Origin of the sequence: Streptomyces rubiginosohelvolus (assembly GCF_014649875.1) — a bacterium.
GTDB lineage: Bacteria > Actinomycetota > Actinomycetes > Streptomycetales > Streptomycetaceae > Streptomyces > Streptomyces rubiginosohelvolus.
Window position 1 is genome coordinate 64,592 of sequence record NZ_BMTW01000012.1, and the last position, 26,393, is coordinate 90,984.

Below are 26,393 nucleotides of genomic sequence, written 5' to 3' on the forward strand. Positions count from 1 at the left end.
GCGACCTGCGTCTTCACCGTCGCGGGCGACGTGGGCGGTACGAGTTGTGAGGCCGCGGGCGGCGGCGGTGCGGAAGAAGGCATGGAGAGAACCTAGGCAGCCATTAGGTCAGATCATGACCTGATTCTCCGTCATCCTGAAGCCATGTCCGACACCCCGGCACGTCTGCTGAAGTTGCTGTCCCTCCTTCAGACCCCGCGCGAGTGGCCCGGCGGCGAACTGGCCGAACGGCTCGACGTCAGCCCGCGCACGATCCGCCGCGACATCGACCGGCTGCGCGACCTGGGCTACCCGGTCGAGGCCTCGCGCGGCTCGGTCGGCGGCTATCGCCTGGTCGCGGGCGCCGCCATGCCGCCCCTCCTGCTGGACGACGAGGAGGCGGTGGCCATCGCGGTGGGGCTGCGGGCCGGGGCGGGGCACGCGATCGAGGGCGTCGACGAGGCCTCCGTACGGGCGCTGGCGAAGCTGGAACAGGTGCTCCCCTCCCGGCTGCGGCACCGGGTCTCCGCGCTCCAGAACGCCACGGTGCCGCTGACCCGGGGCGACGGCTCCACCATCGACCCGCGGACCCTGACGACGCTGGCGTCCGCGGCCACCGGGCGGGAGCGGCTGAGGTTCGCGTACCGCAGCGGCGACGGCACCCGGACGAAGCGGCAGGTCGAGCCGTACCGGCTGGTGAGTACCGGGCAGCGCTGGTACCTGGTGGCGTACGACCTCGGCCGGGAGGACTGGCGGACGTTCCGGGTGGACCGGGTCGGCGAGCCGTACGCGACCGGGGCCCGGTTCACTCCGAGGCCGCTGCCCGTCGAGGGCGCGGGGAGCGACACGGAGAGGGGGGATACCGGAAGCGGGGACGCGGCGAGGTTCCTGGCACGGTCGATGCGGCGGATGCAGCCGGAGCTGCGCCTCGACGTGTGGTTCGGCGCGCCGGCGGAGTTCGTGACGGCGCGGCTGCCCGCGCACCTCGGGGCGCCGGAGCCGGACGGGGAGGGCGGCTGCCGGCTGCGGGCCTCGTGCACCGACTCGCTGGAGTGGGTGGCGCTGCGGCTGGCGCTGGTGGACTGCGAGTTCTCCGTACAGGGGCCGCCGCAGCTGGTGGCGTACCTGGAGGGGCTGGGCGCCCGGCTGACCCGGGCCGCCGCCGGGGCTGCCGCGGAACCGCGTCAGGAGGCGGACCCGGAACCGCGACACGGGACCGGCCCGGAACAGGGATGAGCCCCGACGCCGGGGGGGTGGGCGCCGGGGCTCAGCTCGTGGACCGGTGGAAAACCGGTCGGGTGACCGGAATGACCCGGTCGGTCGGCCGGTGCGAACCGGCTTGATGGGGAGATTACGGGTTATTGGCTCACGCCGCAGCGTCAAAGCCCGTGTCGTGAGCCATTCGCTTCAATTCGAGCAGTGCGTGCTTCTCTATCTGCCGGATCCGCTCCCGCGTGAGGCCGTGCTGCTTGCCCACTTCGGTCAAGGTCCGCTCGCGCCCGTCCTCGATGCCGTACCGCATCTTGATGATCGAGGCGGTCCTGTTGTCGAGCTTGCCGATGAGGTCCTCCAGCTCCTCGCTGCGGAGCAGGGTCATCACCGACTGCTCGGGCGAGACGGCGGAGGTGTCCTCCAGCAGGTCGCCGAACTGGGTGTCGCCGTCGTCGTCCACGGACATGTTGAGGCTGACCGGGTCGCGGGCCCAGTCCAGGACGTTGCCGACACGCTCGGCGTTGGAGTCGAGCTCGGCGGCGATCTCCGCGTGCTCCGGGTCGCGCCCGTGCTCGCGGTTGAACTCGCGCTGGACCCGGCGGATCCGGCCGAGCTCCTCCACCAGGTGGACGGGGAGCCGGATCGTGCGGGACTGGTCGGCGATGGACCGGGTGATGGCCTGCCGGATCCACCAGGTGGCGTACGTGGAGAACTTGAAGCCCTTGGCGTAGTCGAACTTCTCGACCGCGCGCACCAGGCCGGCGTTGCCCTCCTGGATCAGGTCGAGCAGAGGGAGCCCCGCGCGCGGGTAGCGGCGGGCCACGGCGACGACGAGCCGGAGGTTGGAACGGATGAATATGTCCTTGGCGCGCTCGCCGTCGGCGACCAGCGCCTCCAGCTCCTCACGCTTCGCGTCACCGGCTTCGCTCTCCACCTCGCCGTCGAGGATCTGCTGGGCGTAGACGCCCGCCTCGATGGTCTGGGAGAGGTCGACTTCCTTGGCGGCGTCGAGCAGCGGTGTGCGGGCGATCTCGTCCAGGTACATGCCGACCAGGTCGCGATCGGCGATCTCCCCGCCCACGGCGCGAACACTGCTTGCCCGGTCGGTCTCACCGGAGGCGGTGGACTTACGACGGGCGACGGCACGGGTTGCCATGCGTGCTCCCTTGCTGAGTAGGTCGCGACACCCTTTCGGGTGCCCTGCATCCGATGGAAACAACGACTGGAATCCGGACAGAATTCCCATGCGGCACATTCATTTTCGTGATCATGCAGTACCCTGTCCCGCTCCGACCGCCGGGCACCGCTTCCGGATCCCATCGGACGCGCAGGTCAGAGGCGGTGCGGAGGGGCTCCGGCTCCTTGTCGGCGCCCTTGCCGACTCTTCGGCCGGGTACCCGGATTCGGCGCGTCCACCCGATGCGCCCTGATCCCGCCCGCGAACCCCCCGTACCCACCCCGGGAGACGGCTGCGGTGGCGTTCGGGTTGCTCAGGTGCGTCCGCGACGGGAAGAGCCGGTCAGGCCCCGACACGTACGGGGTCAGCCGAACTGCACCGACCGCTTCGCCAGTCCCATCCAGAAGCCGTCGATCACGCTCCGGCCCCGGTCCAGCTCGTCCTCGGCCGCGCCCAGCGTCACGAACAGCGGCGCGAAGTGCTCGGTGCGCGGGTGGGCGAGCTTTCCGGCCGGGGACGTGTGCTCGAAGTCGATCAGCGCGTCGATGTCCTGGGCCCGCAGCGCGCGGTCGCCCCAGTCGTCGAACTCCGCCGACCAGCCGGGCACCCCGCCGCCCTGGTGGCGCAGGGCGGCCAGGTTGTGGGTGAAGAAGCCACTGCCGACGATCAGCACGCCCTCGTCGCGCAGAGGCGCGAGCTTGCGCCCGACGGCCATCAGCTTCTGCGGGTCGAGGGTCGGCAGGGAGATCTGGAGTACGGGGATGCCGGCGTCCGGGAACATCTCCACCAGCGGGACGTACGCCCCGTGGTCCAGGCCCCGGTCCGGGATGTCCTGGACCGGCGTACCGGCGCCGCGCAGCAGCTTCCGGACGCTGTCGGCGAGACCGGGCGCGCCGGGGGCCTCGTACCGCACCCCGTAGTAGTGCTCGGGGAAGCCCCAGAAGTCGTACACGAGCGGCACGGTCTCGGTTGCCCCCAGGGCGAGCGGGGCCTCCTCCCAGTGGGCGGAGACCATCAGGATCGCGCGGGGGCGGGGCAGGCCCGCGGACCAGGCGGCGAGTTCGCCGGGCCAGACGGGGTCGTCGGCCAGGGGCGGCGCGCCGTGCGAGAGGTAGAGGGCGGGCATGCGCTCCGCGGTGGCTGTCATGGCACTCCCCATCCACTGGGCGCCGGATCCCGGGCGGCCGGGCGCCGCGCTGGGCGTCCGGGTCACCGGATCCGGTCACGAGTTCGTCAGAGCGGTAGTTCCCCGAGGTCATCCGAGGGATGGTTGTGCAGGGGTCCTACGGAATACCGCGGGATCTCCCCCTCGGATCCCCCGCGGGGACCTCCCGGGAAGGCTTCTTGAAACTTCAAGATCCTACCTGTGGAGACCTTAGCTCTATCTAGTTCAACTTTCAAGAAAAGGTCGTACAGTGGAGTCCATGACCACGGCATCCACCAGCGCACCGCGTTGGCTCACCGACGAGGAGCAGCGCGTCTGGCGCGCCTATCTGCATGCCACCACGCTGCTGGAGGATCACTTCGACCGCCAGTTGCAGCGCGACGCCGGTATGCCGCACACCTATTACGGGCTGCTCGTCCAGCTCTCGCAGGCCCCCCGCCGCCGGATGCGGATGACGGAGCTGGCCCGTAACGCGAAGATCACCCGCTCCCGGCTCTCGCACGCCATCGCCCGGCTGGAGAAGAACGGCTGGGTCCGCCGTGAGGACTGCCCCTCCGACAAGCGCGGCCAGAACGCGGTGCTCACGGACGACGGCCTCGACATGCTGCGCCGCTCGGCGCCGGGCCATGTCGAGGCCGTACGGCAGGCGATGTTCGACCGGCTCACGGACGAGCAGGTGAAAAGCCTCGGGGAGATCATGCGGACGCTCGCCACCGGTCTGGAACCGGAGGGCACGGACGCGGATCTGCCCTGGCTCCGCTGAGCGGAGCCAGGGCAGATCCGGGCAGATCAGGGGCCGGTCCTCGTCAAGGACCGGTCGCCGTCGTCAGTGGGCGACCACCGGGATCCTGAACTCCTCTTCGGCGCCCGCCTCGGACGCGCTCTCCGTGCCGCCCGACCCCGTTCCGGGGCGGCCGGTGTTGATGAGGGCGATCGCGATGGCGGCCGCGGCGACGAGGATGCCGACCGCCCACCAGATCGCGGAGGCGAAACCGCTGACCATGGCCTGGAGCTCCAGGAGCTTCGGGTCCGTGGCGCGGGCCGCGTGATCGGCGACGTACGCGGTGGTGGCGCTCGCGGCGATGGTGTTCAGCAGAGCGGTGCCGATGGCGCCGCCGACCTGCTGCGAGGTGTTGACCATCGCGGAGGCCACACCCGCGTCACGCGGCTCGATGCCGTGCGTGGCCAGGGACATCGCCGGCATGAACGCCGTACCCATACCGAGGCCGAGCAGCAGCATGCCGGGCAGGATGACGGCCGCGTAGCTGGTGTTCAGGTCCAGCTGGGTCAGGAACAGCATGCCGACCGCGGCGACCAGGAAGCCCGGGCCCATGAGCAGGCGCGGCGGGACCCGGGTCATCAGCCGGGTGCCGATCTGGGTGGAGCCGGTGATCATGCCCGCGATCATCGGGAGGAACGCGAAGCCGGTCTTGACCGGGGAGTAGCCCTTCACGACCTGGAGGTAGTAGGTCAGGAAGAGGAACAGCCCGAACATCGCGATGATGGCGAGACCCAGCGAGAGGTAGACCCCACCGCGGTTGCGCTCGGTGAGGACGCGCAGCGGCAGCAGCGGCGACTTCACGCGCGCTTCGGTCACGACGAAGGCCAGCAGCAGCACGGCGGCGGCGATGAACATCGAGACGGTCAGGGCGTCCGACCAGCCGGCCGACTCGGCGCGGGTGAAGCCGTAGACCAGGGCGACCAGGCCGAGGGTGGAGAGCACGACGCCGGGGATGTCGAGCGGTGCGCGGTTGCGGGTGCCGGAGGGCTCACGGATCACGAAGTACGCGCCCACGGCGGCGACGATGGCGAACGGGATGTTGACGAAGAACGTCCAGCGCCAGTTCAGGTACTCGGTGAGGAAGCCGCCGAGGATCAGCCCGACCGCGCCACCGCCACCGGCGATGGCCCCGTAGATGCCGAACGCCTTGGCGCGCTCCTTGGCGTCGGTGAACATCACGGCGAGCAGGGAGAGCGCGGCCGGGGCGAGCAGGGCGCCGAAGACACCCTGGAGGGCCCGGGAGCCGAACATCATCGCCTCGTTCTGGGCGGCCCCGCCGAGCGCGGAGGCCAGCGCGAAGCCGATCAGGCCGACGACGAAGGTGCGCTTACGGCCCCAGAGGTCGGCGATCCGGCCGCCGAAGAGGAGGAGACCGCCGAAGGCGAGGGCGTAGGCGGTGATGACCCACTGCTTGTTGCCGTCGGAGATGCCGAGGTCGGTCTGGGCCGAGGGCAGCGCGATGTTCACGATGGTCGCGTCGAGGACGACCATCAACTGGGCGAGGGCGATGAAGGCGAGGGCTTTCCAGCGGCTCGGATCGGGAAGGGCGGTGTCGGCTGTTCTGGACAGATCGGCCGTTTTTGACATGGGTGTAGCCACCTAAGGACGTGCGAGGGCGCCGAGGCGTCGCGAAGTGGGCGTCGGCGGTACGGGCTGTGGCGTACGCGCGACGGTTGTGTGAGCCGCCCGCGCGTGACAGGGACGTACGGGCCGGTGTTCGGGTGGGGCGGGACGATGAGGCCGATGGAGTCGGCGGGTCCGGGAAGGTTCAGGTCGGTGCGGCCGTCAGGAGCGCCGCAGATCCTCCAAGGTCGCCGCCGATCCAGGCAGTTCGGAGCGGGCCGGGGTCTCCAGGCCGTCCAGGAACAACTGCAGATGACGGTGGGTGAACCGGTCGATGCCCTGGCAGGCGATGCCGGGGAGCGGCCGGGTGAGCTGGGAGAGGGCGACGAGTACGTCACCGACGGCGATGTCGGTACGCAGCCGCCCCGCGGACTGGGCGCGCGTCACGAGCCCTGCGACGGCCTCTTCGAGGCGGTCGCGCTCGGCGAGCAGATCGGGGTGGTCCTTGTCGAAGACGCCGGAGATCATCGGGCACAGGGCGCCGATCCGTTCGTCGGCGGCCGCGTGCACGAAGCGGCTGAGCGCGGCGAACGGGTCGGACTCCGCGGCGACGGCCTCCTCGGCCCTCAGGGTGGTGCGGGAGGTGACCGCGAGGACGACCTCATGGGTGAGGGCAGCGCGGTCGGGGAAGTTCCGGTAGAGCGTGGCGTTGCCGACGCCCGCACGGCGGGCGACGTCGTCCAGCGCCACGTCGGGGCCGAACTCGACGAACAGCTCGCGCGCGGCCGAGACGATCCGCTCACGGTTGCGCAACGCGTCGGCCCGCGGACGGGCGACGCGGCACGATGCCGTCGGCGCGGCGCTCTTCCCGGCGGCGGCCTCCGCGACACGTCCGGTGCCGATGTCGGTCCGGGTGGCGCTTCCGGTGCCGGTCCGCGTGACGCTGCCGGTGCCGGTGCCGGTCCGGGTGACACGTCCGGTGCCGGGCTGCGCGGTGTTGCCGGTGACGGCGGCCTGCGCGGCGCCCTTGGCGACGGTCTCCACTGCGACCCTCACCTCCCCTTCCCCTGCGTAGCCGGTCGGACCCCATCCGTAACCGGGGACCGCTTCCCCGTTTAGCGGGGACACGTGTGCAAACGGGGAGAGGTTCCCCGGTTATTTCCCACCCATGATGTGACCTGCATCACATCGATCTTGGGTGGAAACCCACCGATCGGCGCACCCAGCGAGCGGCCCCGGACCACCCGGCAGAGGCTGATCGCCAGAGCGCAGTCAGGGGTCGGCCGGCTGCCGCGGACCCCGAAGGCGCCTCTATGCAGCAGCCCCGCCACCGGATACGCAGACACCGCCGCCCGGTCGCCCTGGCCGGAGCGACCGCGCTGGTCATAGCCGCCATGGCCTCGGCCAGCACCACCCTCCACTCCGGCGGCCGCGCCTCGGCGGGCCCGGCGGCCACCGCCCAGGACTCCGCGCTCGCCCCGTGCCGGATCTCCGCGACCATGGGCGTGCAGATGTCGGAGGGCCTGCCGACCCCGCCCGGCTACGCCCGGTCGACCGGCGAGATCAGGGCGCTCAACCTGATGATCGACTTCCCGGACGCGGAGGGTACGGAACCCGCGACGGACCGGTTCGCGGAGTTCTTCCCGCAGACCTCCGACTGGTTCCGGACCAGCTCCTACGGCCGGCTCGTCTACCGGCCCGAGGCCCCCGTCAAGGACTGGCTGCGGATGCCGATGGCGTTCACGGAGTACGGGATAGAGCGCGGCTCACCGTTCGAGCCGGGCTACCGCCAGCTGGTGAAGGACATCGTCGCGGCCGCCGACCCCCGGGTCGACTTCTCGGAGTACGACCTGGTCAACATCCTGGTCAGCCCGAACGCCGGCCCCTCCGCACTGGACACCGTGCTCTCCGTGACCTTCTCCGGCAACGACGAGGCCCCGGAGGCGGACGGCGTACCGCTCGCCAACACCTCGTTCGTCTACAGCCGCCAGGACGACGGATCGGGGTCGTACTCCGAGACCGGCTACCGCGTCCTGCCGCACGAGAACGGCCATGTCTTCGGGCTGCCCGACCTCTACACGATGGAGGGCGGCGGCTCCGTCGGGCACTGGGACATCATGTCCGAGGACTGGGGCGCCAACAACGACTTCCTGGCCTGGCACAAGTGGAAGCTCGGCTGGCTCGACAACGAGCAGATCAGCTGCGCCTCGCAGCCCGGCGTCAGCGAGCACACGCTCGGCCCGCTGGCCACCGAGGGCGGCACCAAGCTCGCCTTCGTCCCGCTGAGCGCGCAGTCCGGCTACGCCGTGGAGGTCCGCACGGCCGGGGGCAACGACGAGGCGGTCTGCCGGCCCGGGGTGCTGATCTACAAGGTCAGCTCCGACGTGGACACCGGCCAGGGCCCGGTCTCCGTCGCCGACGCCACCGAGGACAGCGGCGGCTGCACCCGGCGCCCCAACGTGCACGCGGAGCTGTCCGACGCCCCGTTCCGGCCCGGCCAGACCTTCACCGACCGGGCCAACGGCGTACGGATATCCGTGCTGGACGAGGACGACGACGGCAACTACCGGGTACGGGTCACGCGCCCGTGAGCCGGCCGAGGACCTACGTGCTCGTGAGCCGCCCGAGGACGTACGCGCCCGTGCACCGGCCCGCGGCCTACGCGCCCTGGGGCCGGCCGACGACGGAGACCCACCCGTCGCGGCGTACGGCACGGTCCCCCGTACGGAACCACCCGCCGTCACCGAAGGCGGCCCCGGTCGCCGCCGCGTCGCGCCAGTAGCCGCGGAACAGCGACTGGCCGCGCAGCCACAGCTCCCCCAGCTCCCCGTCGGGCAGTTCCACGCCCGCCGGACCGGCGATCCGCACCTCCGTGACCGGGGCGGGCCGGCCCGCGTCGCCGGGCTCCTCGCCGAGCGGCGCGAGGACGACGCCGCAGGTCTCGGCCGGGCCGTAACCGGCCGGCCCGTCCCCGGCGGTGGCGTCGTCCGTCAGGGCGAGGGCGCCGCCGGCCGCCATCGCACCGTAGAAGCCGGTGAACGCGGCGGCATCGGAGAACGGGACCGCCACCGGGGAGACCGGGGCGGGCTCCAGCCCCGGGATGGCGCCGCGCGCCCGCGCGGAGGCCGCCGCGTGGTAGCGGGCGTTGAGCGCGGCACCGGTCTGGGCGAGCTGGGTGGCCACCGCGCCCCGGGGGCGGCCGGTGGCGCCGAGGGTGTAGAGGATCGTGGCGTCGTCCTCGGGCCGGGGTTCCCCGTCGGGCGGCGCGGCCAGCGGGTCGGGGGCGGGGAAATCCTCGTACCGCTCGACACGCAGGCCGTCCGCCGCCTGATCCCCGCCGGGGAACTCGACGCGTGGTCCCGAAGCGCCCTCGTCGCCGGAGCCGGGGAAGAGGACGACGCGCGTCCCGGTCCGCCGGGCCCAGCCGGCGACCCGCCCCAGCCGCTCCCCGTCCACCAGCAGCACCCCGGGCTCGCAGTCCTCCAGCGCGTGCGTGAACGCGTCCTCGGTCCACCCGGCGTCGAGGGGTACGGCGACGAGACCGGCCAACTGGGCCGCCCAGAAGGCGATCTGCCACTCGGGACGGTTCCCCGACGCGATCACGGCACGGTCGCCCGAGCGCAGCCCGTACCCCTCCCGCAGACGTACCGCGAGAGCCGAGGCGGCGGCGAAGAACTCCCCGTAGGAGCAGGTCCGTTCCCCCGCGATCAGGAACGGCGCCTCCCCGTAGGCCCAGGTGGTCTCGACGAACTCCCGGAGCGTACGGGGGCCGTCGGCGTACTCCGGCGTCCCCCGCTCGCCGAGCACCACGGCGAAAGGAGCACCGGGCGCGGTGAGGGAGGCCTCGACGCGCGCGGCGCGCCGGGCGAGCTCAGCCGATGCGGCTGCTTCGGGGTCCGGGGACGGGACGGTGTGCGGCACGGACGGCCTCTCTCGCGCTGGCTCTGACGCTGACTGACATGCGAGACGCTATGCGGGCGGCGGCCCGTCGCCAAGGCCGTCGTCGGGCCTTCGCGGCGGGCGGGCTCGGGGCGCTCGCGGCGGTCAGGCCGATGAGGGTGTAGAGGTTCACTTCGCCGTGATCCTCACCGGGAGGCTCTCCAGACCGTTCACGACGATCGAGCTCAACGGCACCGCCGGGCCCGTCTGTTCGATGGAACGCACCGAGTCGAGCAGCTCGGTGAACAGGATGCGCATCTCGGTGCGGGTCATCATCGCCCCCAGGCAGAAGTGCGTTCCCGCGCCCAGCGCCAGATGACGGTTGGGGCGGCGGGCGATGTCGAACAGGTCCGGGTCCGCGAAGTGCCGCTCGTCCCGGTTGGCCGACGGGGTCCACAGGACGACGCGGTCGCCCGCCTCCAGCGGACGGTCCCGCAGCATCACCGGTTCGGTCACCGTCCGCATGATGTGGGTCGCGCTGGAGGTCCAGCGCAGCACCTCCTCCACCGCCGTCGGCATCAGCCCCCGGTCCGCGCGCAGCCGCTCCCACGCGTCCGGCCGGTCGAGGAAGGTCTTCATCCCGCCGGCCACCGCGAGGCGGACGTTCTCGGTGCCGCCGACCAGGAGGTTGTCGCAGTTCAGGAGGATGTCCTCCTCCGTGAGCAGCTCCCCGTCGACCTCGCCGTTGACCAGGGCGCTGACGAGATCGTCCTCGGGCCGGTCCATCCGCCGGTACATCAGCTCGACGAAGTACGCCATGATCTCCTGGTGCGCGACGCTGCGGACCTCCGGCTCGCCCGCCCCGAACGCCCTGCTGGTGAGGGCGAAGAGCATCTCCTGCTCATGGTCCGGCACCCCCATCAGCCGGCAGATCACATAGAGCGGCAGCCGCGCCGCGACATCGGTGACGAAGTCGCACGTCCCGAGCCCGGCCGCGCGCGTCACGACCTGGCGCACGGCCCCGCGCATCGCGTCCTCCAGCGCCCGCACCGAACGGGTGGTGAACCAGTCGGCGACCAGCGACCGCAGGGCCTTGTGCCGGGGCGGGTCGGTCAGGGCGAGGGTGCGGCCGCCGCCCGGGTCCCGGCCGTGCGACCGGGGGCGCAGCAGGATGCCCTGCGCCGAGCTGAACACCTTGGCGTCCTGGTAGACGGTGCGGACGTCCTCGTACCGGGTGACCGACCAGAACGCCGGGTACTCCCCGGCCTCGTGGCGGCGGACCGGGTCGTGGTCGCGCATCCAGCGCCACACGGGGTGCGGGTCGCCGGTCGCGTACAGCTCGGGGTCGACGAGGCTGACGGTCTCGGGGGCGAGGACGTTCATGACGGGTCTCCTTCGTGCGACGGCAGGGTGTGGACGAGCTCGGCGAGCCGCTCGGCCAGCTCGTGGGCGGTGGCGTGCCCGACCGCGTCGGGGCGGTGGTTGACGGCGAGCCGCAGCCGGCCGTCGGGCAGCGGCCAGACCTCGGTCTGGACCTCCAGCGGGATGTCCAGGTAGGGCGGGCGCAGCAGGGTGGTCCCGAGACCGGTCAGGGACAGTTCGGGGATCGCGTTGTCCTGGAGCACCAGCAGGGTCTGGAAGAGCGGGGGCCGCCCGGTGCGCGGCGGGTTGAGCAGCCGGACCAGCTCGTGGAAGGACACGTCCTGGGCGGCGAAGGCCCGGTCGAGGACGCGGCCCGCTTCGGCGACGGCCTCCGGCCCGCCGTCGAGGACCGCGCCGCGCAGCCGCAGGCAGGCCATCTCGATGTGGCAGCCGACCGCGTCGTCGAGGCGGGGGTCGAAGCGCTGAGCCACCGGGACGCCGACCGCGAAGTCGCGCTGCCCGGTGAGTTCGGCCAGCACCTGCCCGTAGCAGGCCAGCAGAACGGCGTACCGCGTGACGCCGGCGCGGGCGGCGCCAGCGTCCAGACGCGCCGCGGCGTCCGGCTCCAGCAGGCGCTCCGTGCGGAACACGGGCACGACGGGGGCGTCTGTCGGGTCGGTCCTGGCCGGCCAGGTCAGTTCCGGTACGCCGGCCAAGGCGTCGAGCAGCGTGGCGCGTTGGTGCTCCGGATCGGCGTGCGCCAGGCGCTCCGCCCGCAGGCGCGCGCTCGCGGCGACGGAGAGCGCCGGGGGCGGGGACGGCGCGGGGGCCGCGTCGCCGGCTGCGGCCCGGGCGGCGTTGTAGGCCGCCGCCAGGTCTCCGGCGAGCACCGACTCCGACCATCCGTCGAACGCGATGTGGTGGACCACGCAGCCGAACACCCAGGCCCGGCCGGGCTCCAGCGGGACCAGCGCGGTCCGCCACACCTCGCCCTCGTCGAGGCCGAGGGGTGCGCCCAGGGTCGCGCGGAGCGTCTCGACCGCACGGTCCGTGTCCGGTTCCGGCTCCAGGATCTCCAGGACCGGGGCGGGGAGGTCCGTCACACGGGCCACGGGGTGCGGGGTGGCCGTACAGGCCGTCCGCAGCGTCTCGTGGCGCTCGTGCACGGTCTCGACGGCGCTGTCGAGGGAGTCCAGGTCGAGGTCGCCGTCGATCCGGAAGAGCAGCAGGCAGTGCGCGGACCGGTCCTGCGGGCGCAGGAGGTGGTTGGTGAGGTAGCCGGTCTGCATGGGCGTCAGCGGGACGTCGTCGCCCGCCGCCACGGGGGCCGGCGGGGCGGACACCTCCTCCGCGAGCCACTGGCCCAGGCCCCGGGCGGTCGGGTGCTCGTACAGCCGCGACACGGGTACGGGACGCTCCAGTTCCGCCGCGAGGCGGGCGCAGACGCGGCCACCGGCCAGGGACGAGCCGCCGAGGTCCGTGAAGGGGGTGTCGAGCGGAACGGTGGGCAGGCCGAGGACGGCCGCGAAGACGGCGGCGGTGCGGTGGACGTACGACGACGGCTCGTCGGACGCGCGGCGCACGGCTCCCCCGGTGGACGACGTGGGCGCGGTGCCGGACGAGGTGCCGGACGGCTGCGCGGGGGCAGTCGGGGCCGAGGTGCCTGAAGGCTGCGCGGCGGCGGTCGCGGCCGAGGTCCCGGACGGTGCCCCGGCGGCTGTCGGGGCCTTCGGCTGCCGCGTGCCGTCGGCCGCCTCCGGGGCCCACAGGTCCAGCAGCGCCCGCTCGTCCAGCTTGCCCTGGGCGGTCAGCGGGAACCCGGCCACCGCCAGCACGGCGTCCGGCCGCTGGTAGGCGACCAGTTCAGCCGCCAGCGTCGCGGCGGCCGCGCTCAGCGGATCTCCCGGCCGCTCGGGCACGCAGAACGCCACCAGGCCCTCGGTGTTGCCCGCCGCGTTGCGGTGGGCCACCACCCGGCAGTCGCGGACCGCGGGCAGCAGGTCCTGGATCCGGCGTTCCACCTCGGCCGGTTCGACACGGTGACCGCGCACCTTCACCTGGCGGTCGGCACGGCCCTCGTAGTGCAGCACGCCGTTCTCGTCCAGCCGCCCGAGGTCTCCGGTGCGGTAGACCCGTACGTCCTCGCCGTCGACCCGCACCCGGGGGAACTTGGCCTCGGTGAGCTCCGGTTCGCCGAGGTAGCGCAGGGCGAGCCCGTCGCCCGCGACGCAGATCTCGCCGTCGATGACGTGGATACGGGTGCCGGGGACCGGGCGGCCGACGGGAATGCCGCCGGGCAGGTCGCAGTCGGCCTCGGTGATGCGGTGCGTGGTGGCGAAGACGGTGCTCTCGACCGGCCCGTACCCGTTGATCAGGGCGATGCCGGGGTGGCGCCGGACGAAGGCGCGCACATGGGGGACGGAGAGCCGTTCGCCGCCGGTGATCACCTGGGCCAGCCCGAGGAAGGCGTCCGGGTCCTCGTCCACGACCATGTTGAGCAGACTGCTGGTGAGCCAGACCGTGTCGGCCCCGTGGACGGCGACCGCCTCGCGCAGTGCCTGGCCGGAGAGATACGGCTCTTCGACGACGAGGGAGGTGCCGCCGCTGAGCAGGGCGGCCCACAGCTCCAGCGAGAACGCGTCCCAGGGCAGCGCGGCCGCCAGCGGGATCACGGTCGCGGGGCCGAACCGGGCGAAGGTGTCCGGGCGCACCAGGCGGGCGGTGGCCCGGTGCGGGCTCAGCACTCCTTTCGGGCGGCCGGTCGTCCCGGAGGTGAAGAAGACACAGGCCGGCGCGTCGGAGGAGACCTCGCCACCGACCCGGACCGGAACGCCGGAGGCAGCCTCGCCACCGACCCGGACCGGAACGCCGGAGGCAGCCTCGCCACCGACCCGGACCGGGGCGCCGGAGGCAGCCTCGCCACCGACCCGGACCGGGGCGCCGGAGGCGGCCTCGGCGGGTGACCAGGCCGGCAGGCCCGACCGCTCGCAGCCCGGGTCCCCCGTGACGATCAGCCGCGCGCCGAGCCGGTCGGTGACCTCCCGGATCCGCCTGTCCGGCCACGCCGGGTCGAGCAGGGCGTAGGCCGCACCCAGCTTCAGCACGGCCAGCACCGAGACGATCAGCTCCGTGCCCCGGGGCAGCAGCACGGGGACGAGGTCACCGGCGACGACACCCCGGCGCGCCAGGGACCCGGCCCGGGCGTCGGCGGCCCGGTCGAGCTCGGCGTAACTCAGCCGGCGCGCCCCGTGCACGACCGCGGTCGCCGCCGGGGTCCTCGCCGCCCACCGGGCGACGGCCCCGTGCAGGGTCTCGTGCGGACCCTCCTGCGAGGTCGCGTGCGGGGTTGCGTGCGGGCCCTCCTGCGAGGCCGCGTGCGGGACCTCGTGCGGGGTCACCGTGGCCGCGCTCATGCCCCCGCCCCCAGCGCCTCACGCAGGGCACGCCCGAAGACGTCCATCTCCTCCGGGGTGTTGTAGTAGTGGGCCGAGACCCGCACCGCCGTGTCCACTCCCCGGTCCGCCATGTAGATCGGGGTGTGGTGACCGACGATCTTCCAGACGTTGATCCGCTGCTCGGCGAGGCGGGCCATCACCGTCGCGGCATCGACGTCCGCGTGGCGGAACGTGAGGATGCCGGACTGTTTCGTGCCGGGGGCGATGAGTTCGACGCCCGGGGCGCCGGTCACCGCCGCCCGCAGGGCCCCGAACACGTCCTCGTGGTCGAACGGCTTGCCCTCCTCGAAGAGGGTGAGCGCCGTGTTGAGCCCGGCCACGGCGGCGGTGCCGCGCTCGGCCAGCTCCAGGGACCGGGCGCTGCGGTCGTCGATCCGGTAGCCCGTGGCCGAGTCGACGTGCGCCACGTGCAGATCGTGGAAGCCCGGCAGCAGGGCGGCGCGCAATTCGGGCGCGACATAGGCGAAGGCGGTGCCACGCGGGCCGCGCAGGAACTTGCGGCCCGCCCCGGTGAGCAGCTGGCAGCCGATCCGGGCCGCGCTGACGGGCACCTGGCCGATCGACTGGCAGGCGTCGACGGCGTAGAAGCAGCGGTGGGGGGCGAGCAGCCGGCCGATCTCCTCGACCGGGTTGACGATGCCGCAGCCGGACGGGATGTGCGTCACGGAGACGAGGGCGACATCGTCGTCGATGTGGGCGGCCATCCAGTCGAGGTCGAGGTCGCCGCTCGGCAGGAGGGGGACGACCTCGATCGTGCAGCCGGTCCGGTCGCGCAGGTCGAACAGGGAGATGAGGTTGCCCGCGTACTCGTAGGGCGTGACCCAGACCCGGTCGCCGGGCCCGAGGTTCAGCCGGGGCACGACGGCGCACCAGGCGCGGGTGGCGCTGTCGAACAGGGCGACATCGGCGACCGGGGCGTCGAGGATCCGGGCGAGGCGGCGGTAGACCTCGTCGTTGACGACGCCGTCGTAGAAGCTCTCGGTCTCGTAGCAGCCGGCGGCCGCCTCCCGGTCGAGGACCTCGGCCATGGTCCGCCGCACCTCGGCGGGGACGAGGCCCGCTCCGGCGGTGTTCAGGTGAATCATGCTGTGCGCTCGCTCCGTTGGGTGGATTCGGTTACGTGGTCGGGGGCGGGGAGCCGGTCGGACAGGCGTCAGTAGCCGGCGCCCACGGTGCGGCCCTCCGCCTGACCGCGTTCGGCGATGTCGGCCAGGGCGGTGAGCACCATCGGGGGGTGCTCGGCGAGGCGGTGCAGCAGGTGCAGCCACCAGTTCTCGCCGTAGGTGGCGTAGATACGGCAGGCGTGGCCCGACTCGCGGTAGGAGCGCAGCAGTTCGGGGCGTACGCCGTGGAGCATCTCGATCTCCTCGACCCGGTCCAGCAGTCCGCTCCTCGCGGCGGCTTCGAGGATCGCCGGGTCCTGGGTGGCCAGGCTGAGCCGGGCGCCCCGGTCCACCAGCGCGGCGGCGAGCCGGAGATAGCGGGCGTCGAGGGCCGGGCCGCGCCCCAGGGCCACCTCGGGGGGTGCGACGAAGGCCCCCTTGACCAGGCGGATCCGGCGGCCCGCGACCGGTACGGCGTCGAGGTCGCCCTCGGTGCGGTGCAGATAGGCCTGGAGGGTGACGCCGAGGTTGGCGTGATCGGCGGCGAGCTCACGGTAGGTCCCGAGGACGTCGTCGACGGCGGGCGCCCGTTCCATGCTGAGGACGACCTCGCTGCCCCGGGCCGCGGCGGCCGAGGTGATCCGCGCGGTGTTGGCCGCACAGAGCTCCCGGGAGAGGGCGAGGCCCACGTTGGAGAGGTCGAAGCCGAGCTGCTCGGGGACCGGCTCATGGGCGAGGACCGCCAGGTACTCCCCCACGACCCGCTCGACCTCGGCGGGGTCGGCGGCCTCCTCGCCGACGAACTCCACCGCGATCCGGTACGACTTGGCCCGCAGCACGCGGAGGTGGTCGAGGAAGGCGTCGCGGTCGGCCGCGAGCACGTACCGGTGCGCGGCGGGCGACAGGAGGTCCTGGAGGAGGGATCCGGGGGCGGTGAACGCGCTGCGGCACCGGGGGTCGGCGGCCAGGAGCCGCAGACCGCGGCCGGCGGCCTCGTGCAGGGCGCGCTGGGAGACGGGCGTTCGCTCGGGGAGTGCCGTGTTCATGAGAGGACCTTGGCCTTTGCGTCGTCGCCGGAGGCGTCGTGGACGTTCTCGCCGATGTGACCGATGCGGTCGATGTCGCCGTCGAGCGGCGGGGCGGTCTCCGCGAGGACGAAGGCGGCCGGGTCGGGGGCGCCGGACCGGGCGGCGGCCACCATGAGCTGGGCGAAGCTGGGCCCGGCCGCGGCCGGGTCGCCGCCGCGCTGTCTCCAGGTGCGGTACTTGGCGGCGTAACTGATCACGGTCTCCTTGTCGCGGCGGTCCCGCGGCCGGGTGAACGCGCCCGCCCACAGTCCGTCCCAGGCGGCGTAGCCGGGATCGCCGAGGAGCACCTTGTGCGCGCGGCCGAGGTTCCAGAACGGGATGCCGGCGTTCATGTGGTGGACCAGGTGGTAGCGGTCGTTGTGACGGCTGAGGAAGAAGCGCTCCAGGAAGATCCCGTGCCGGTTGCGGGTCAGCAGGACCTGCTTGTTCTCGCTCTCCGGCATGGGGTAGTGCTCGGACAGCTCGGCGAGCCAGCCGATGGCCACATTGGTGGTGAACAGCGGGACGAACCAGAACAGCAGCAGTTCGGGCAGCACGCCGAACCAGGCGCAGACGCCGAAGATCGCGGCCCACTGGGCGACGAAGACCTTCTGCTCGGTGCGGAGGGCGACGGGCACCGAGACGGTGATCTGCGAGCTGTCGCAGAAGACCCGCTCGCGGGCGATGTAGCCGAGGTACTTGAGGGTGCGCAGGCCGAGTGCGGAGGCGACGACCTCCTTGAGGAAGAAGTGCCGGTCGGAGCGTTCGGTGTCGTAGAGGCCGCACTCGATGTGGAAGCTGTAGTCCGGGTCGTTGACCGCGTCGCCCAGGTTGCGGTGGTGGTTGCCGACGTGGGAGCTGCGGTAGGGCCCGTAGAGGTGCCAGACGAGGTAGCCGGAGAGCAGGGAGCCGCCGACCAGGTTCAGCGTCTTGTTCCGGGCGAACACCTTGTGGCTGGACTCGTGCAGGAAGTGGGCCAGGAAGCGCTGTACGGAACCGATGACGAGCAGGGCCAGCGGATAGAACGCGTACGACACCTGGGTGCAGAGCACCACACAGGCGGCGATCAGCGCGTATTCGAAGAGGATCGCGAGCGGTGCGTGGTGGTTGTCCAGGGTCCGCAGATGACGCAGTTCCTTGCGGATGTCCGGGGCGAGCCGGTCGAAGTTCAGCTGCTCGAAAGTGGACATGACGAAGCCTCCGTTCGGTACGGAATGGGCGGAAAGGCCGGAAAGTTCGAGGAGTTCGGGAAGAGCGGTGGTGCGGGAGCTCAGGAGGGGGAACTGGACGAGGCGGCGGCGGGCGTGAAGCCCAGCGCGTCGGCGTACAGGCGCAGTTCCGCCCGCAGCGAGGCGGCGACGGTCGCGGAGCGGCGGAACCCATGGCCCTCGCCCTCGAAGGTCAGACAGCGGTACGGGACCGTGTCGGGGTCGATCTTCTGGAGCAGGCGCTCCGCCTGGGCGGGCGGGCAGACGGTGTCGTCGAGGCCTTGGAGGAGCACGAAGGGCGTGCGGATGCGGTCGGCCTCGCGCAGCGGCGACTGGTGCGCGTACCGGTCGGCGGTGTCCGGCCAGGGGCCGATCAGGCCGTCGAGGTAGCGGGATTCGAAGTCGTGGGTCTCCTCGCGCCAGCTCACCGGGTCGAGCACCGGGTAGTAGACGGCGGCGGCCCGGTAGAGGCCGGGTTCGGCGGCGATGGACGCCACGGCGGTCCAGCCGCCCGCGCTGCCGCCGCGGATCGCGATGCGGTCCGGGTCGGCGAGCCCTTCGGCGATCAGGCCGCGTGCGGCGGTGGCGCAGTCCTGGACGTCGGTCAGGCCCCAGCGGTGGCGCAGCCGTTCGCGGTAGGCCCGGCCGTAGCCGGTGGAGCCGCCGTACTGGACGTCCACGACGCCGATGCCCCGGCTGGTGAAGTACGAGATCTCCTGGTTGAGCACCAGGTGGGAGCGGCTGGTGGGCCCGCCGTGCGCGAGGACCAGGTAGGGCGGGAGTTCGTCGCCGGGTCCGGTGAACTCCGGGTGGTGCGGCGGGTACACATGGACGTGGACGGGTTCGCCGTCGTCGCCCCGGTAGGTGCGCCGGTACGGGGTGGTGGCGTAGGCGTCCGGGGCCGGCGTCCGGGCGTACGAGGCGGCGCCATCGGCGTCCGGGGCCGGCGCGTCGGACGGCAGGGACCGGCCATCCGACGACGGGGCCCGGACCGTCCGCACGCTGCCGTCCGCCGGGTCGGCCAGCACGACCGTGCGCCGGCGGCCGGGCGAGGAGGCGACGGCGGCGATCCGGCGGCCGTCGGTCGCGGCGAAGTGCCATTCGGTGGCGGGGTCCGCGAAGTCGGTGAGGACCCCGTCCGCCCCGAGGATGCCGAGGCGGCGCTCGCCGACACCGTGGATCACCGCGAGCGTGCCGTCCAGCAGCGGAAGGCACCAGCGCAGTCCGATCCGCCACAGCGCCTCGCCGAACTCCTCCGGGCGGGGGCAGAGCGACCGGGTCCCGCCGTCCCGGTCGACGGCGTGGACGTTCCACCAGCCGTCCGGGTCGCTGACCGCGTACAGCGTGCCCGAGCCGTCGGTGGCCCAGTCCGCCTGGGTCACCGCCTCGCCCTCGCCGCCCATGCGGACCGCCGGCGCGCCGAGCGTGCCGTCGGGGAGGACGGCGGCGACCATCAGCCGGGTGGTGTCCCAGGGCATGTCGGGGTGGTCCCAGCCGAGCCAGGCCACCCGGTCGCCGCCGGGTTCGATCCGCGGTCCGGTCATGAAGTGGTGGGTGGCGGCCAGTTCACGGACCCGGGAGGGGTCCTCGGCCGCGCTGCCGTCCAGCGGGATCGCCACCAGATGGCGTCGTGCGGTACGGGCGGTGTCGTCCGCCACGGTCTCGCGCAGGCACCAGATCTCGTCGCCGTGGACGGCGAAGTCCGCGTACCGCAGCTCGCCGGGCCAGGCGCCCGGCGGGCTCAGCGGTACCGGGTCGGAGCCGGGCCGCCAGCGGTGGAGGCGCTGGTCGGGGCCGTGCGTGAAGACCAGCCCGTCCGCCGCCCGGCCGGACAGCGCCAGCCAGGGCCGGCCGCCGTACTCGATGACCCGGGTGCGGACGTCCCAGCCGGGCGGCAGCACCTCCTCGACGCCGTCGGCGGTCCGCCGCATCAGACCGCTGCGGCCGTCCTCCTCGGGGAGCACCTCGGTCCAGCAGACGTCGTCGCCGAGGAAACCGACCCACTCCAGCAGGGCGTCGCCCCGGGCGGCGTCGTCGGCCTCGATCGGGGAGGGCCAACTCCCGTACGGCAGAACACTTTTCGTGTCGCTCATATCGCCGCTGCCTCCCTGCGTGCGGGCTCCGGGGTGTACGCGATCCGGGGGATGCCCGGGGCGTCGCTGTCCAGCCCGTAGGAGGGGACGGGGCGGTCGTCGCTGACCCAGAAGTGGCCGTCCAGGTCGGACCAGTCGCACAGGCCCGCGAGCTGGGCGGCGTACGCGATGGCCCGGGGCGGTTCCAGGAAGCAGCCCAGCATCCGGGCCGCGCCCTTCTCGGTGGCGTCCGTGAGGGCGTCGAGCGCGGGAAGGATCCCGCCGAAGCGCATCAGTTTGACGTTGAGGCCGCCTGCCGTGCCGACGGCGAACGCCGCGTCCCCGGCGGTGGCGATCCCCTCGTCGAGGACGACGGCGGTGCCGGGCAGCGCCGCGCGGATCGCGGGCAGCAGCGCCGGATCGCGTACCGGATCCTCCAGGACGGCGGGGGCCAGTTCGGCGAGCAGGGGGCGCAGCCGCTCCCAGTCCTGCCGGTCCCAGCCCCGGTTGGCGTCGAGGATCAGCGGTGCGGGGACGCCGAGCAGCGAGCGCAGGATCTGTTCGTCGTCGGCGCCGCCCAGCTTGATCTTGAGCGGGCGGCCGTCGAGGGGGATGTCCTCCCCGATCGGCACGGTGTGCAGGAGCCGGACGCGTCCCGGTTCCGGCAGCCCGAGCAGCCGCCACACGGGGACGCCGGCCCGGCGGGCGGCGCGGTCCAGGAAGGCCATCTCCACGAGCATCCGGGCGGGTGCGCCGACCCCGTCGGCCGCCGCCTTCTCCAGGGCGGCGCGCAGCGGGGCGACCGGGTCGGCCCCGTCCGCGCCGTGGTGGGAGTCGTCGCGGGCCGCGGCCAGCGTTCGGGCGAGCGCCTCCGCCTCGGCGGCGATGGCGGGGCCGTCCTGACCGTAGCCGCTGTCGGCGGTGATCTCCCCCTCGCCGACGGTCCGTCCGCCCTGGAAGAGCCGCAGCCGGAGGTGGTCGACCGTCTCGATCGTCATGTGCGAGATGCGGAACGAGCTGGTGAGCGGCCGGGGTTCGAGGTCGACGCGCACCTCGGGAACGGCGTCGCCCGTGTCCACCGCGTCCACCGGCTCCACCGTGAAGCGCACCGACGCGACCAGTTCGCGGGCGAGTTCCCGTGCCTCGGCCGGGGTCGCCGCGCCGACGACCACCGCGCCCACCCGGTCGCCGCCGCTGCGGAAGCCCGGGACGACGTCGCCGGGGCCGACGCGCAGTTCGGCGTGGAGGACGGCGGGGTGCGTGCGGACCGCGTCCCAGCCGGAGACGGCGCTCACCCGGCCCTCGGGCGGCGCGAAGTAGCGTGCGGCGGCGGCCCGTTCGGGGGCGGGCAGCGCGGTGGGGAGGTCGACGGGGAGGCCGAGCGCGTCGTCGTAGACGGTCCCGTACAGCTCCAGACCGGGCCGGACGTGGGGCAGCATCCGGTGGATCCAGCCGCCGCCGATCCGGACGTGCACCTCGCCGAGGACGATGCCCTCCGCGGTGAGCCACAGCTCGACGTGGAACAGGCCGAAGCGCAGTTCCAGGGCGGTGAGCGCGGCGGTGACGGTCTCCTCGACGCTGCGGCGGGTCTCCTCGGGGAGGTCCGCCGGCAGGACGTGCCCGATCTCGACGAAGTACGGCGGCGGCAGCTTCTCCTTGGCCGTGACCGCCAGGACGCGCGGGCTGCCGCCGACGAAGACGCCCTCGACGCTGAACTCCCTGCCGTCGACGAACTCCTCGACGAGGAAGGGCGCTTCGCGGTCGGGGAGCTGGGCGAGCGCGGCCGGCAGATCATCGGGTCCGGTCACCTTGCGGACGCCCGCGCTGTCCGCGCCGTCGCGCGGTTTGACGACCCAGGGCCCCGCCGTGGCGGCGAGGAAGGCGCGGGCCTCGGACGCGTCCCGGCACACCCGCACGGCGGGCTGGCGGAATCCGGCGGCGGCGAGCGCCGCCCGGCAGGCGTCCTTGGTACGGATCCGGCGCACGGCGGCGGGCGGATTCCCGGGCAGTTCCAGGGCCTGCGCGGTGGCGGCGACCGCCTCCTGGGCCATCTCCCGCACGCCGAAGACGAGGGCGGGGCGCTCCCCGTCGGTGGCGCGCCCGGCCGCCCAGTCGGCGGTGTCGCCGGGACGGGCGAAGTCGACCGCGGTGGCCGTGTCGGCGGCGGCGGTGACGGCCGGGGTGGCGGCGAGGGTGTCGGCCCGGTTGGTGACATGGGTGCGCAGGCCGCGGGCGCGCGCCTGCTCCAGCGCCTGGACGGCGACGTCGACGCTGAGGGTCATCTCGCCGCCGCCGCCGATGAGCAGCAGTTCGCGGGGGTGGGGCGCGGCGCTCATGCGGCGGCCCCCGCGTCGTCGCGCAGGCGGTAGACGCGGTCCTTGAGCTCCTGGATGCGGGCGTAGTCCCGCTCCACGGCCTCGGCCGACGCGTCGCACAGGTGCACGGCGAAGGTGGCGGTGTACAGGTCGACGGTCGGGCGGATGCGCTTGCCGGGGGCCAGCTTGGGGACGAACGTGTGGACCGTCGGCAGGGCCTCGATCTCCGCGACGACGTCGGCGTCGATCGCCTCGACGACCCCGTCGAGGTCGGTGGCGGCGAGGATCCAGGTGGCGTGGGTCAGTTTGCGGTACGTCCCGCCGGCGTACCGGTCGAGGAACTCCTGCGGCCGGGCGTAGGCGAGCGCGGTGACGTCGGCCTGGTTTCCGCCGAGGCAGATGTCGTGGAAGGCGGGCAGCAGTCCGCCGCTCAGCCGCGCCCCCACCTCGACGAGGGTGGGGCCCTCGGGGGTCACGATGACCTCGGCGTGGGTGGGGCCGTACTGGATGCCCAGGGCGTCGAGCGCCTCGTGCATGTACGCGATGATCGCGGGCCCCGGGCCGGAGTCCGGCGGGGTGATCGAGTCGCGGTCGTAGATGCGGTGGGTGCCCTTGAGCCGCTTGTGGTACTGCCAGATGCCACAGGCGTGCCGCTCCCCGCCGTACGAGACGAAGTCGACCATGTACTCCTCGCCCTGGAGGAAGGACTGGATGAGGACTTCGTCGTTGCGCTCGTGGAAGATGTTGACGGTGCCGAGGACGGCTTCGGCCGCCTTGCGGACCTCTTCGGGACCGTTGCAGATGGCGACGCCGTCGCTGGCGGCGGAGGACATCGGCTTGACGACGACGGGGTAGGAGCCACGGTGCTCGGCCCAGGCGACGAGCTCCTCGGCGTCGTCGCTCTTGAACTGCTCGGCGCAGCGGACGCCTGCCCGGCGCAGCGCCTCGATCATCTCGTACTTGTCCCGGCGGGCGACGGACTGAGCTGTTCCGTTTCCTGGCAACGCGAGCAGTTCGGAGAGTTCGTCGGCAAGCGGTACGCCCGGTTCCTGTCCGGCGACCACGCAGATCGGGGCGAATTCCACCAACCGCGCGGCGGTTTCGGCCGGGGTGCCGTACGGCACGACCGCCCGGTATGCGGTGAGATCGGGCAGTCTCATCGAGGTCATCAGCTCGGGGCTGCTCTGGACGTGCACCACGTCCACACCCAGCTTGGCAAAAGCTGGGGGCAAATGATTACCCGTGGTGTACGCATCAACCAGCACCGCCACAGGGCGTGGTTCGGGGCTCCTCATGTTCTTCACCTTGCGCTCAGAGGTCATCCACAGCCGGATTCGGCCAGGGTGGGTCGCGGGGGTTGGCAAAACATTGCCACACCGTTGACATCAATGGCAATGTCTTAGGCATCATTCGCGGCGCCAGCCACCAGGGAGGACCGGCCATGACCTCCGCCGTACCGTCCGCAGCACCGCCCGCCGAGCCATCCGCAGCACCGTCCCGTTCCGGCCTGAAACGCCCCGCCGCGCTGGCGTTCGCGGGCGCGAGCGCGCTCACGGTCGCCAACATCTATTTCCCGCAGCCCCTGCTGGACGCCGTCGCGTCGGGACTGGACGTCTCCGGGTCGGCCGCGAGCCTGATCGCCACCGCCGCGCAGGTCGGGTACGCGCTGGGCATCGCCCTGGTGGTGCCGCTCGCCGACGCGGCCCGGCTGCGGCGGCTCGCGACCACGCTGCTGCTGCTGACGACGGCCGGACTGCTGGTCGCGGCCGCCGCGCCGAACCTGGCCACCCTCACCGTCGCCACGCTCGCCCTGTCCACCACGACCGTGCTGCCGCAGATACTCGTGCCGACGGCCGCCTCCCTGGCCGGGCCCGGCCACAGCGGGCGCGCCGTGGGGGTGATCGGGATCGGCATCACCCTGGGCTCGACGCTCTCGCGCACCCTCTCCGGTGCGGTCGCCGGGTTCAGCGGCGACTGGCGCACCGCCTATCTGGTCGCGGCGGCGCTCACCGGCGGCCTGGTGTTCGTCCTGCCGCGGCTGCTTCCCGCGTCACGCGGCGGCCGCTCCGTGCCGTACCGGGAGCTGATCGGATCGCTGCCCCGGCTGGTCCGCGCCCATCCCGGGCTGCGGTTCTCCGCCCTCCTGGGAGCGACCGTCTTCGCCGCCTTCAGCGCCTTCTGGGCGACGCTCGCCTTCCACCTGGCCGGGCCGCCGTTCGGCCTGGGGGTGGCGTGGGCGGGGCTGTTCGGCCTGTTCGGCCTGCCCGCGGCGCTGCTCTCGTACACGGCAGGCCGGCTGAGCGACCGGCGCGGGCCGCGGTACGTCAACACGGTGGCCCTGATCTGCGTCAGCGCCGCGTTCCTGGTCCTGGGGGTGGGCGGGGACTCGCTGACCGCACTCGTCATCGGCACGAACCTGCTGGTGTACGGGACCAGTTCCTCGCAGGTCGCCAATCAGGTGCGGGTGTTCCGGCTGGGCGAGCAGGTCCGCGCGCGGCTCAACACCCTGTTCATGCTGGCCAGTTTCACGGGCGGCGCGGTGGGTTCACTCACCGGCGCGGCGCTGTACGCGCGTTGGGGCTGGACGGGAATGGTCCTGGGCTGCGGGGGCTTCCTGCTGCCCGCGGCGGTCGCACTGGCGCGCGGCCGCCACCTGGGCTAGGGCGTGGTGCGGGCGGCCCGCCACCTGGGTTAGGGCGTGGTGCGGGCGGCCCGCCACCTGGGTTAGGGCGTGGTGCGGGCGGCGGCCAGCGTCTCGGCCAGCAGCCGCCAGATGTCGGCGGCGAGATCGATGCTGGCGGCCGCCTGGGCCTCCTCCGCCAGGGCCCGCATCCGCTCCAGCCCCTCCTGATCCCGGCCTTCGATGATCAGCAGCCGGCTGTCGAGGATCTCCAGGCGCACCCGGTTGCGGTAGGTCATGCGCGGATCGGCCGCACGCACCCGGTCCAGCAGGACGCGCGCATCGGCGAACCGCCCCCGCTGGAAGGCGATCTCGGCCTTGATGAAGGTCACCTCCTGCTCCAGCGCGGGAATCCCGACGAAGACCATGCCCGTCTCGGCCTGCTCGGTGTACCGCTCCGAAGCACCCAGCTCCGGCGGGGACTTCTGCAGGTGGAGCCGTGCCGCCGCGACCCGCAGCCGGGTCCAGAGCGTCAGGTTCTCCGCCCCGGCGAAGCCCTCCAGCGCCTCCTCCAGCAGCTTCTGCGCGGCGTCGAGATCCCCCTGCCGCACCCGCACGGCGGCCGCCGTCCACAGGGCCTCCGCCCCCAGCGGTTCCGACCTCGGCACGTTCAGCGCCGTCAGCTCGTCGGCGTGGGCGCGGGCCTCGGTCAGCCGCCCCGCCTCGGCCTCGGCCGACACCAGGGCCAGCAGGCTGGCCGCCACGTCCGGCACCGGGAGATCGTTGTCCCGGGCCAGCCCGTGGGCCGTCGTGGCCGCCTCGACGGCGGGGACGATCTCCCCGCAGGCGCGCAGGCAGCGCGCCAGCTGGGTGAAGCCGCGGGCCCGCAGGGCCGGCAGACCGAGTTCGTCACCCAGCGCGACGAGTTCCTCCAGAACGACCCGCTCCCTGGCGTGATCGCTGTGCTGCCGCCGCCCCTGCGCGACGAGCCAGAGGCCCTGCCAGCGCAGCAGGGGGTCCTGCCCCTCGCCCGGGTGCAGCGCGCGTTCCAGCGCTTCGAGGGTCGTGTCGGAGGTGGCAGAGGCGGCGATGGCCAGGGCCTGTGCCAGCGAGTCGGCGGGGCCCTCCTCCTCGAAGGCGGCGACGCCGATGCCCAGCCGGGAGGCCAGGTGCTGCACGGCGCGTGCGGTCGGCTGCCGGGCGCCGGACTCCAGCCGGGAGACGTAGCCGGTGGACATGCCGTCGCCCGCGAGCGCGGCTTGGGACAGGCCCCGCTCGCTCCGCAACTGCTTGAGTCGCCGCCCGAAGTAAGGCTGTTCCAACACGTGATCAACCCCATTGGTCGCACTGGGAAGTGGGGAGCGGGAGAGGGGCGCCCGCATACGCGCCTTGGTCCGGTGATTGGGGACGAGGCTAGCCAGAGTCGGGGTGGCTG

Annotated in this window: 17 protein-coding genes and 1 pseudogene; 4 read left to right on the forward strand and 14 right to left on the reverse strand. The window is 73.1% G+C overall.

Annotated features, from left to right (window positions below; all coding sequences use genetic code 11):
- Positions 1-144 precede the first annotated feature (144 nt).
- Positions 145-1,215 (forward strand): helix-turn-helix transcriptional regulator, encoded by a 1,071-nt coding sequence (locus IE134_RS24320; RefSeq protein WP_098895897.1) that lies wholly within the window; start codon positions 145-147, stop codon positions 1,213-1,215.
- A gap of 130 nt (positions 1,216-1,345) precedes the next feature.
- On the opposite strand, the gene IE134_RS24325 is transcribed toward IE134_RS24320, so the two are convergent.
- Both IE134_RS24325 and IE134_RS24330 read right to left on the reverse strand, forming a co-directional pair.
- Positions 1,346-2,347: a sigma-70 family RNA polymerase sigma factor gene (locus IE134_RS24325; protein ID WP_030710652.1), complete on the reverse strand. Its 1,002-nt coding sequence runs from the start codon at positions 2,345-2,347 to the stop codon at positions 1,346-1,348.
- Positions 2,348-2,732: 385 nt separating this feature from the next.
- Positions 2,733-3,515: a dioxygenase family protein gene (locus tag IE134_RS24330; protein WP_030710653.1), complete on the reverse strand. Its 783-nt coding sequence runs from the start codon at positions 3,513-3,515 to the stop codon at positions 2,733-2,735.
- 268 nt (positions 3,516-3,783) lie between these two features.
- Between IE134_RS24330 and IE134_RS24335 the strand changes: the two genes are divergently transcribed.
- Positions 3,784-4,296, forward strand: coding sequence for a MarR family winged helix-turn-helix transcriptional regulator (locus tag IE134_RS24335; RefSeq protein ID WP_030710654.1), 513 nt, complete (start codon positions 3,784-3,786; stop codon positions 4,294-4,296).
- 63 nt (positions 4,297-4,359) lie between these two features.
- On the opposite strand, the gene IE134_RS24340 is transcribed toward IE134_RS24335, so the two are convergent.
- Both IE134_RS24340 and IE134_RS24345 read right to left on the reverse strand, forming a co-directional pair.
- Positions 4,360-5,901, reverse strand: coding sequence for an MFS transporter (locus IE134_RS24340; RefSeq protein WP_030710655.1), 1,542 nt, complete (start codon positions 5,899-5,901; stop codon positions 4,360-4,362).
- 198 nt (positions 5,902-6,099) lie between these two features.
- On the reverse strand, positions 6,100-6,780 hold the full coding sequence (locus IE134_RS24345; protein WP_030710656.1) for a TetR/AcrR family transcriptional regulator: 681 nt from the start codon (positions 6,778-6,780) through the stop codon (positions 6,100-6,102).
- Positions 6,781-7,190: 410 nt separating this feature from the next.
- Here IE134_RS24345 and IE134_RS24350 point away from each other — a divergent pair, with 410 nt between their 5' ends.
- Positions 7,191-8,468: a M6 family metalloprotease domain-containing protein gene (locus tag IE134_RS24350; protein WP_098016622.1), complete on the forward strand. Its 1,278-nt coding sequence runs from the start codon at positions 7,191-7,193 to the stop codon at positions 8,466-8,468.
- 82 nt (positions 8,469-8,550) lie between these two features.
- Here the strand turns inward: IE134_RS24350 and IE134_RS24355 are convergent.
- The 9 genes and pseudogenes from IE134_RS24355 to IE134_RS24395 form a co-directional block, all read right to left on the reverse strand.
- Positions 8,551-9,798 (reverse strand): annotated as a pseudogene (locus IE134_RS24355) (AMP-binding protein); the annotation flags it as partial.
- A gap of 147 nt (positions 9,799-9,945) precedes the next feature.
- Positions 9,946-11,139 (reverse strand): cytochrome P450, encoded by a 1,194-nt coding sequence (locus IE134_RS24360; protein ID WP_030710659.1) that lies wholly within the window; start codon positions 11,137-11,139, stop codon positions 9,946-9,948.
- A complete protein-coding gene (locus IE134_RS24365; protein ID WP_189431709.1) occupies positions 11,136-14,531 on the reverse strand; it encodes an AMP-binding protein in 3,396 nt (1,131 codons plus the stop codon). The genes IE134_RS24360 and IE134_RS24365 overlap by 4 nt, the downstream gene beginning before the upstream one ends.
- Entirely contained in the window at positions 14,528-15,658 is a 1,131-nt protein-coding gene (locus IE134_RS24370) for an aminotransferase class V-fold PLP-dependent enzyme (RefSeq protein WP_189431711.1), read from the reverse strand. The genes IE134_RS24365 and IE134_RS24370 overlap by 4 nt, the downstream gene beginning before the upstream one ends.
- 68 nt (positions 15,659-15,726) lie before the next feature.
- On the reverse strand, positions 15,727-16,722 hold the full coding sequence (locus IE134_RS24375; protein ID WP_189431713.1) for a proline dehydrogenase family protein: 996 nt from the start codon (positions 16,720-16,722) through the stop codon (positions 15,727-15,729).
- The gene (locus IE134_RS24380; protein WP_078614355.1) at positions 16,719-17,933 is read right to left on the reverse strand and encodes a fatty acid desaturase family protein; all 1,215 of its coding nucleotides are present in this window, start codon (positions 17,931-17,933) and stop codon (positions 16,719-16,721) included. The genes IE134_RS24375 and IE134_RS24380 overlap by 4 nt, the downstream gene beginning before the upstream one ends.
- Before the next feature lie 80 nt (positions 17,934-18,013).
- The gene (locus IE134_RS24385) at positions 18,014-20,044 is read right to left on the reverse strand and encodes an alpha/beta hydrolase family protein (RefSeq protein WP_189431715.1); all 2,031 of its coding nucleotides are present in this window, start codon (positions 20,042-20,044) and stop codon (positions 18,014-18,016) included.
- Positions 20,041-22,359: an ATP-grasp domain-containing protein gene (locus IE134_RS24390; protein ID WP_189431717.1), complete on the reverse strand. Its 2,319-nt coding sequence runs from the start codon at positions 22,357-22,359 to the stop codon at positions 20,041-20,043. Before IE134_RS24390 ends, IE134_RS24385 begins: the two co-directional genes overlap by 4 nt.
- Entirely contained in the window at positions 22,356-23,660 is a 1,305-nt protein-coding gene (locus tag IE134_RS24395; RefSeq protein WP_308432625.1) for an ATP-grasp domain-containing protein, read from the reverse strand. The genes IE134_RS24390 and IE134_RS24395 overlap by 4 nt, the downstream gene beginning before the upstream one ends.
- Positions 23,661-23,779: 119 nt before the next feature.
- On the opposite strand from IE134_RS24395, the gene IE134_RS24400 reads away from it, so the two are divergent.
- Positions 23,780-25,000: an MFS transporter gene (locus IE134_RS24400; RefSeq protein ID WP_189431719.1), complete on the forward strand. Its 1,221-nt coding sequence runs from the start codon at positions 23,780-23,782 to the stop codon at positions 24,998-25,000.
- A 62-nt stretch (positions 25,001-25,062) separates the two neighbouring features.
- On the opposite strand, the gene IE134_RS24405 is transcribed toward IE134_RS24400, so the two are convergent.
- Positions 25,063-26,283: a helix-turn-helix domain-containing protein gene (locus IE134_RS24405; protein WP_030710668.1), complete on the reverse strand. Its 1,221-nt coding sequence runs from the start codon at positions 26,281-26,283 to the stop codon at positions 25,063-25,065.
- Between the last annotated feature and the right edge of the window lie 110 nt (positions 26,284-26,393).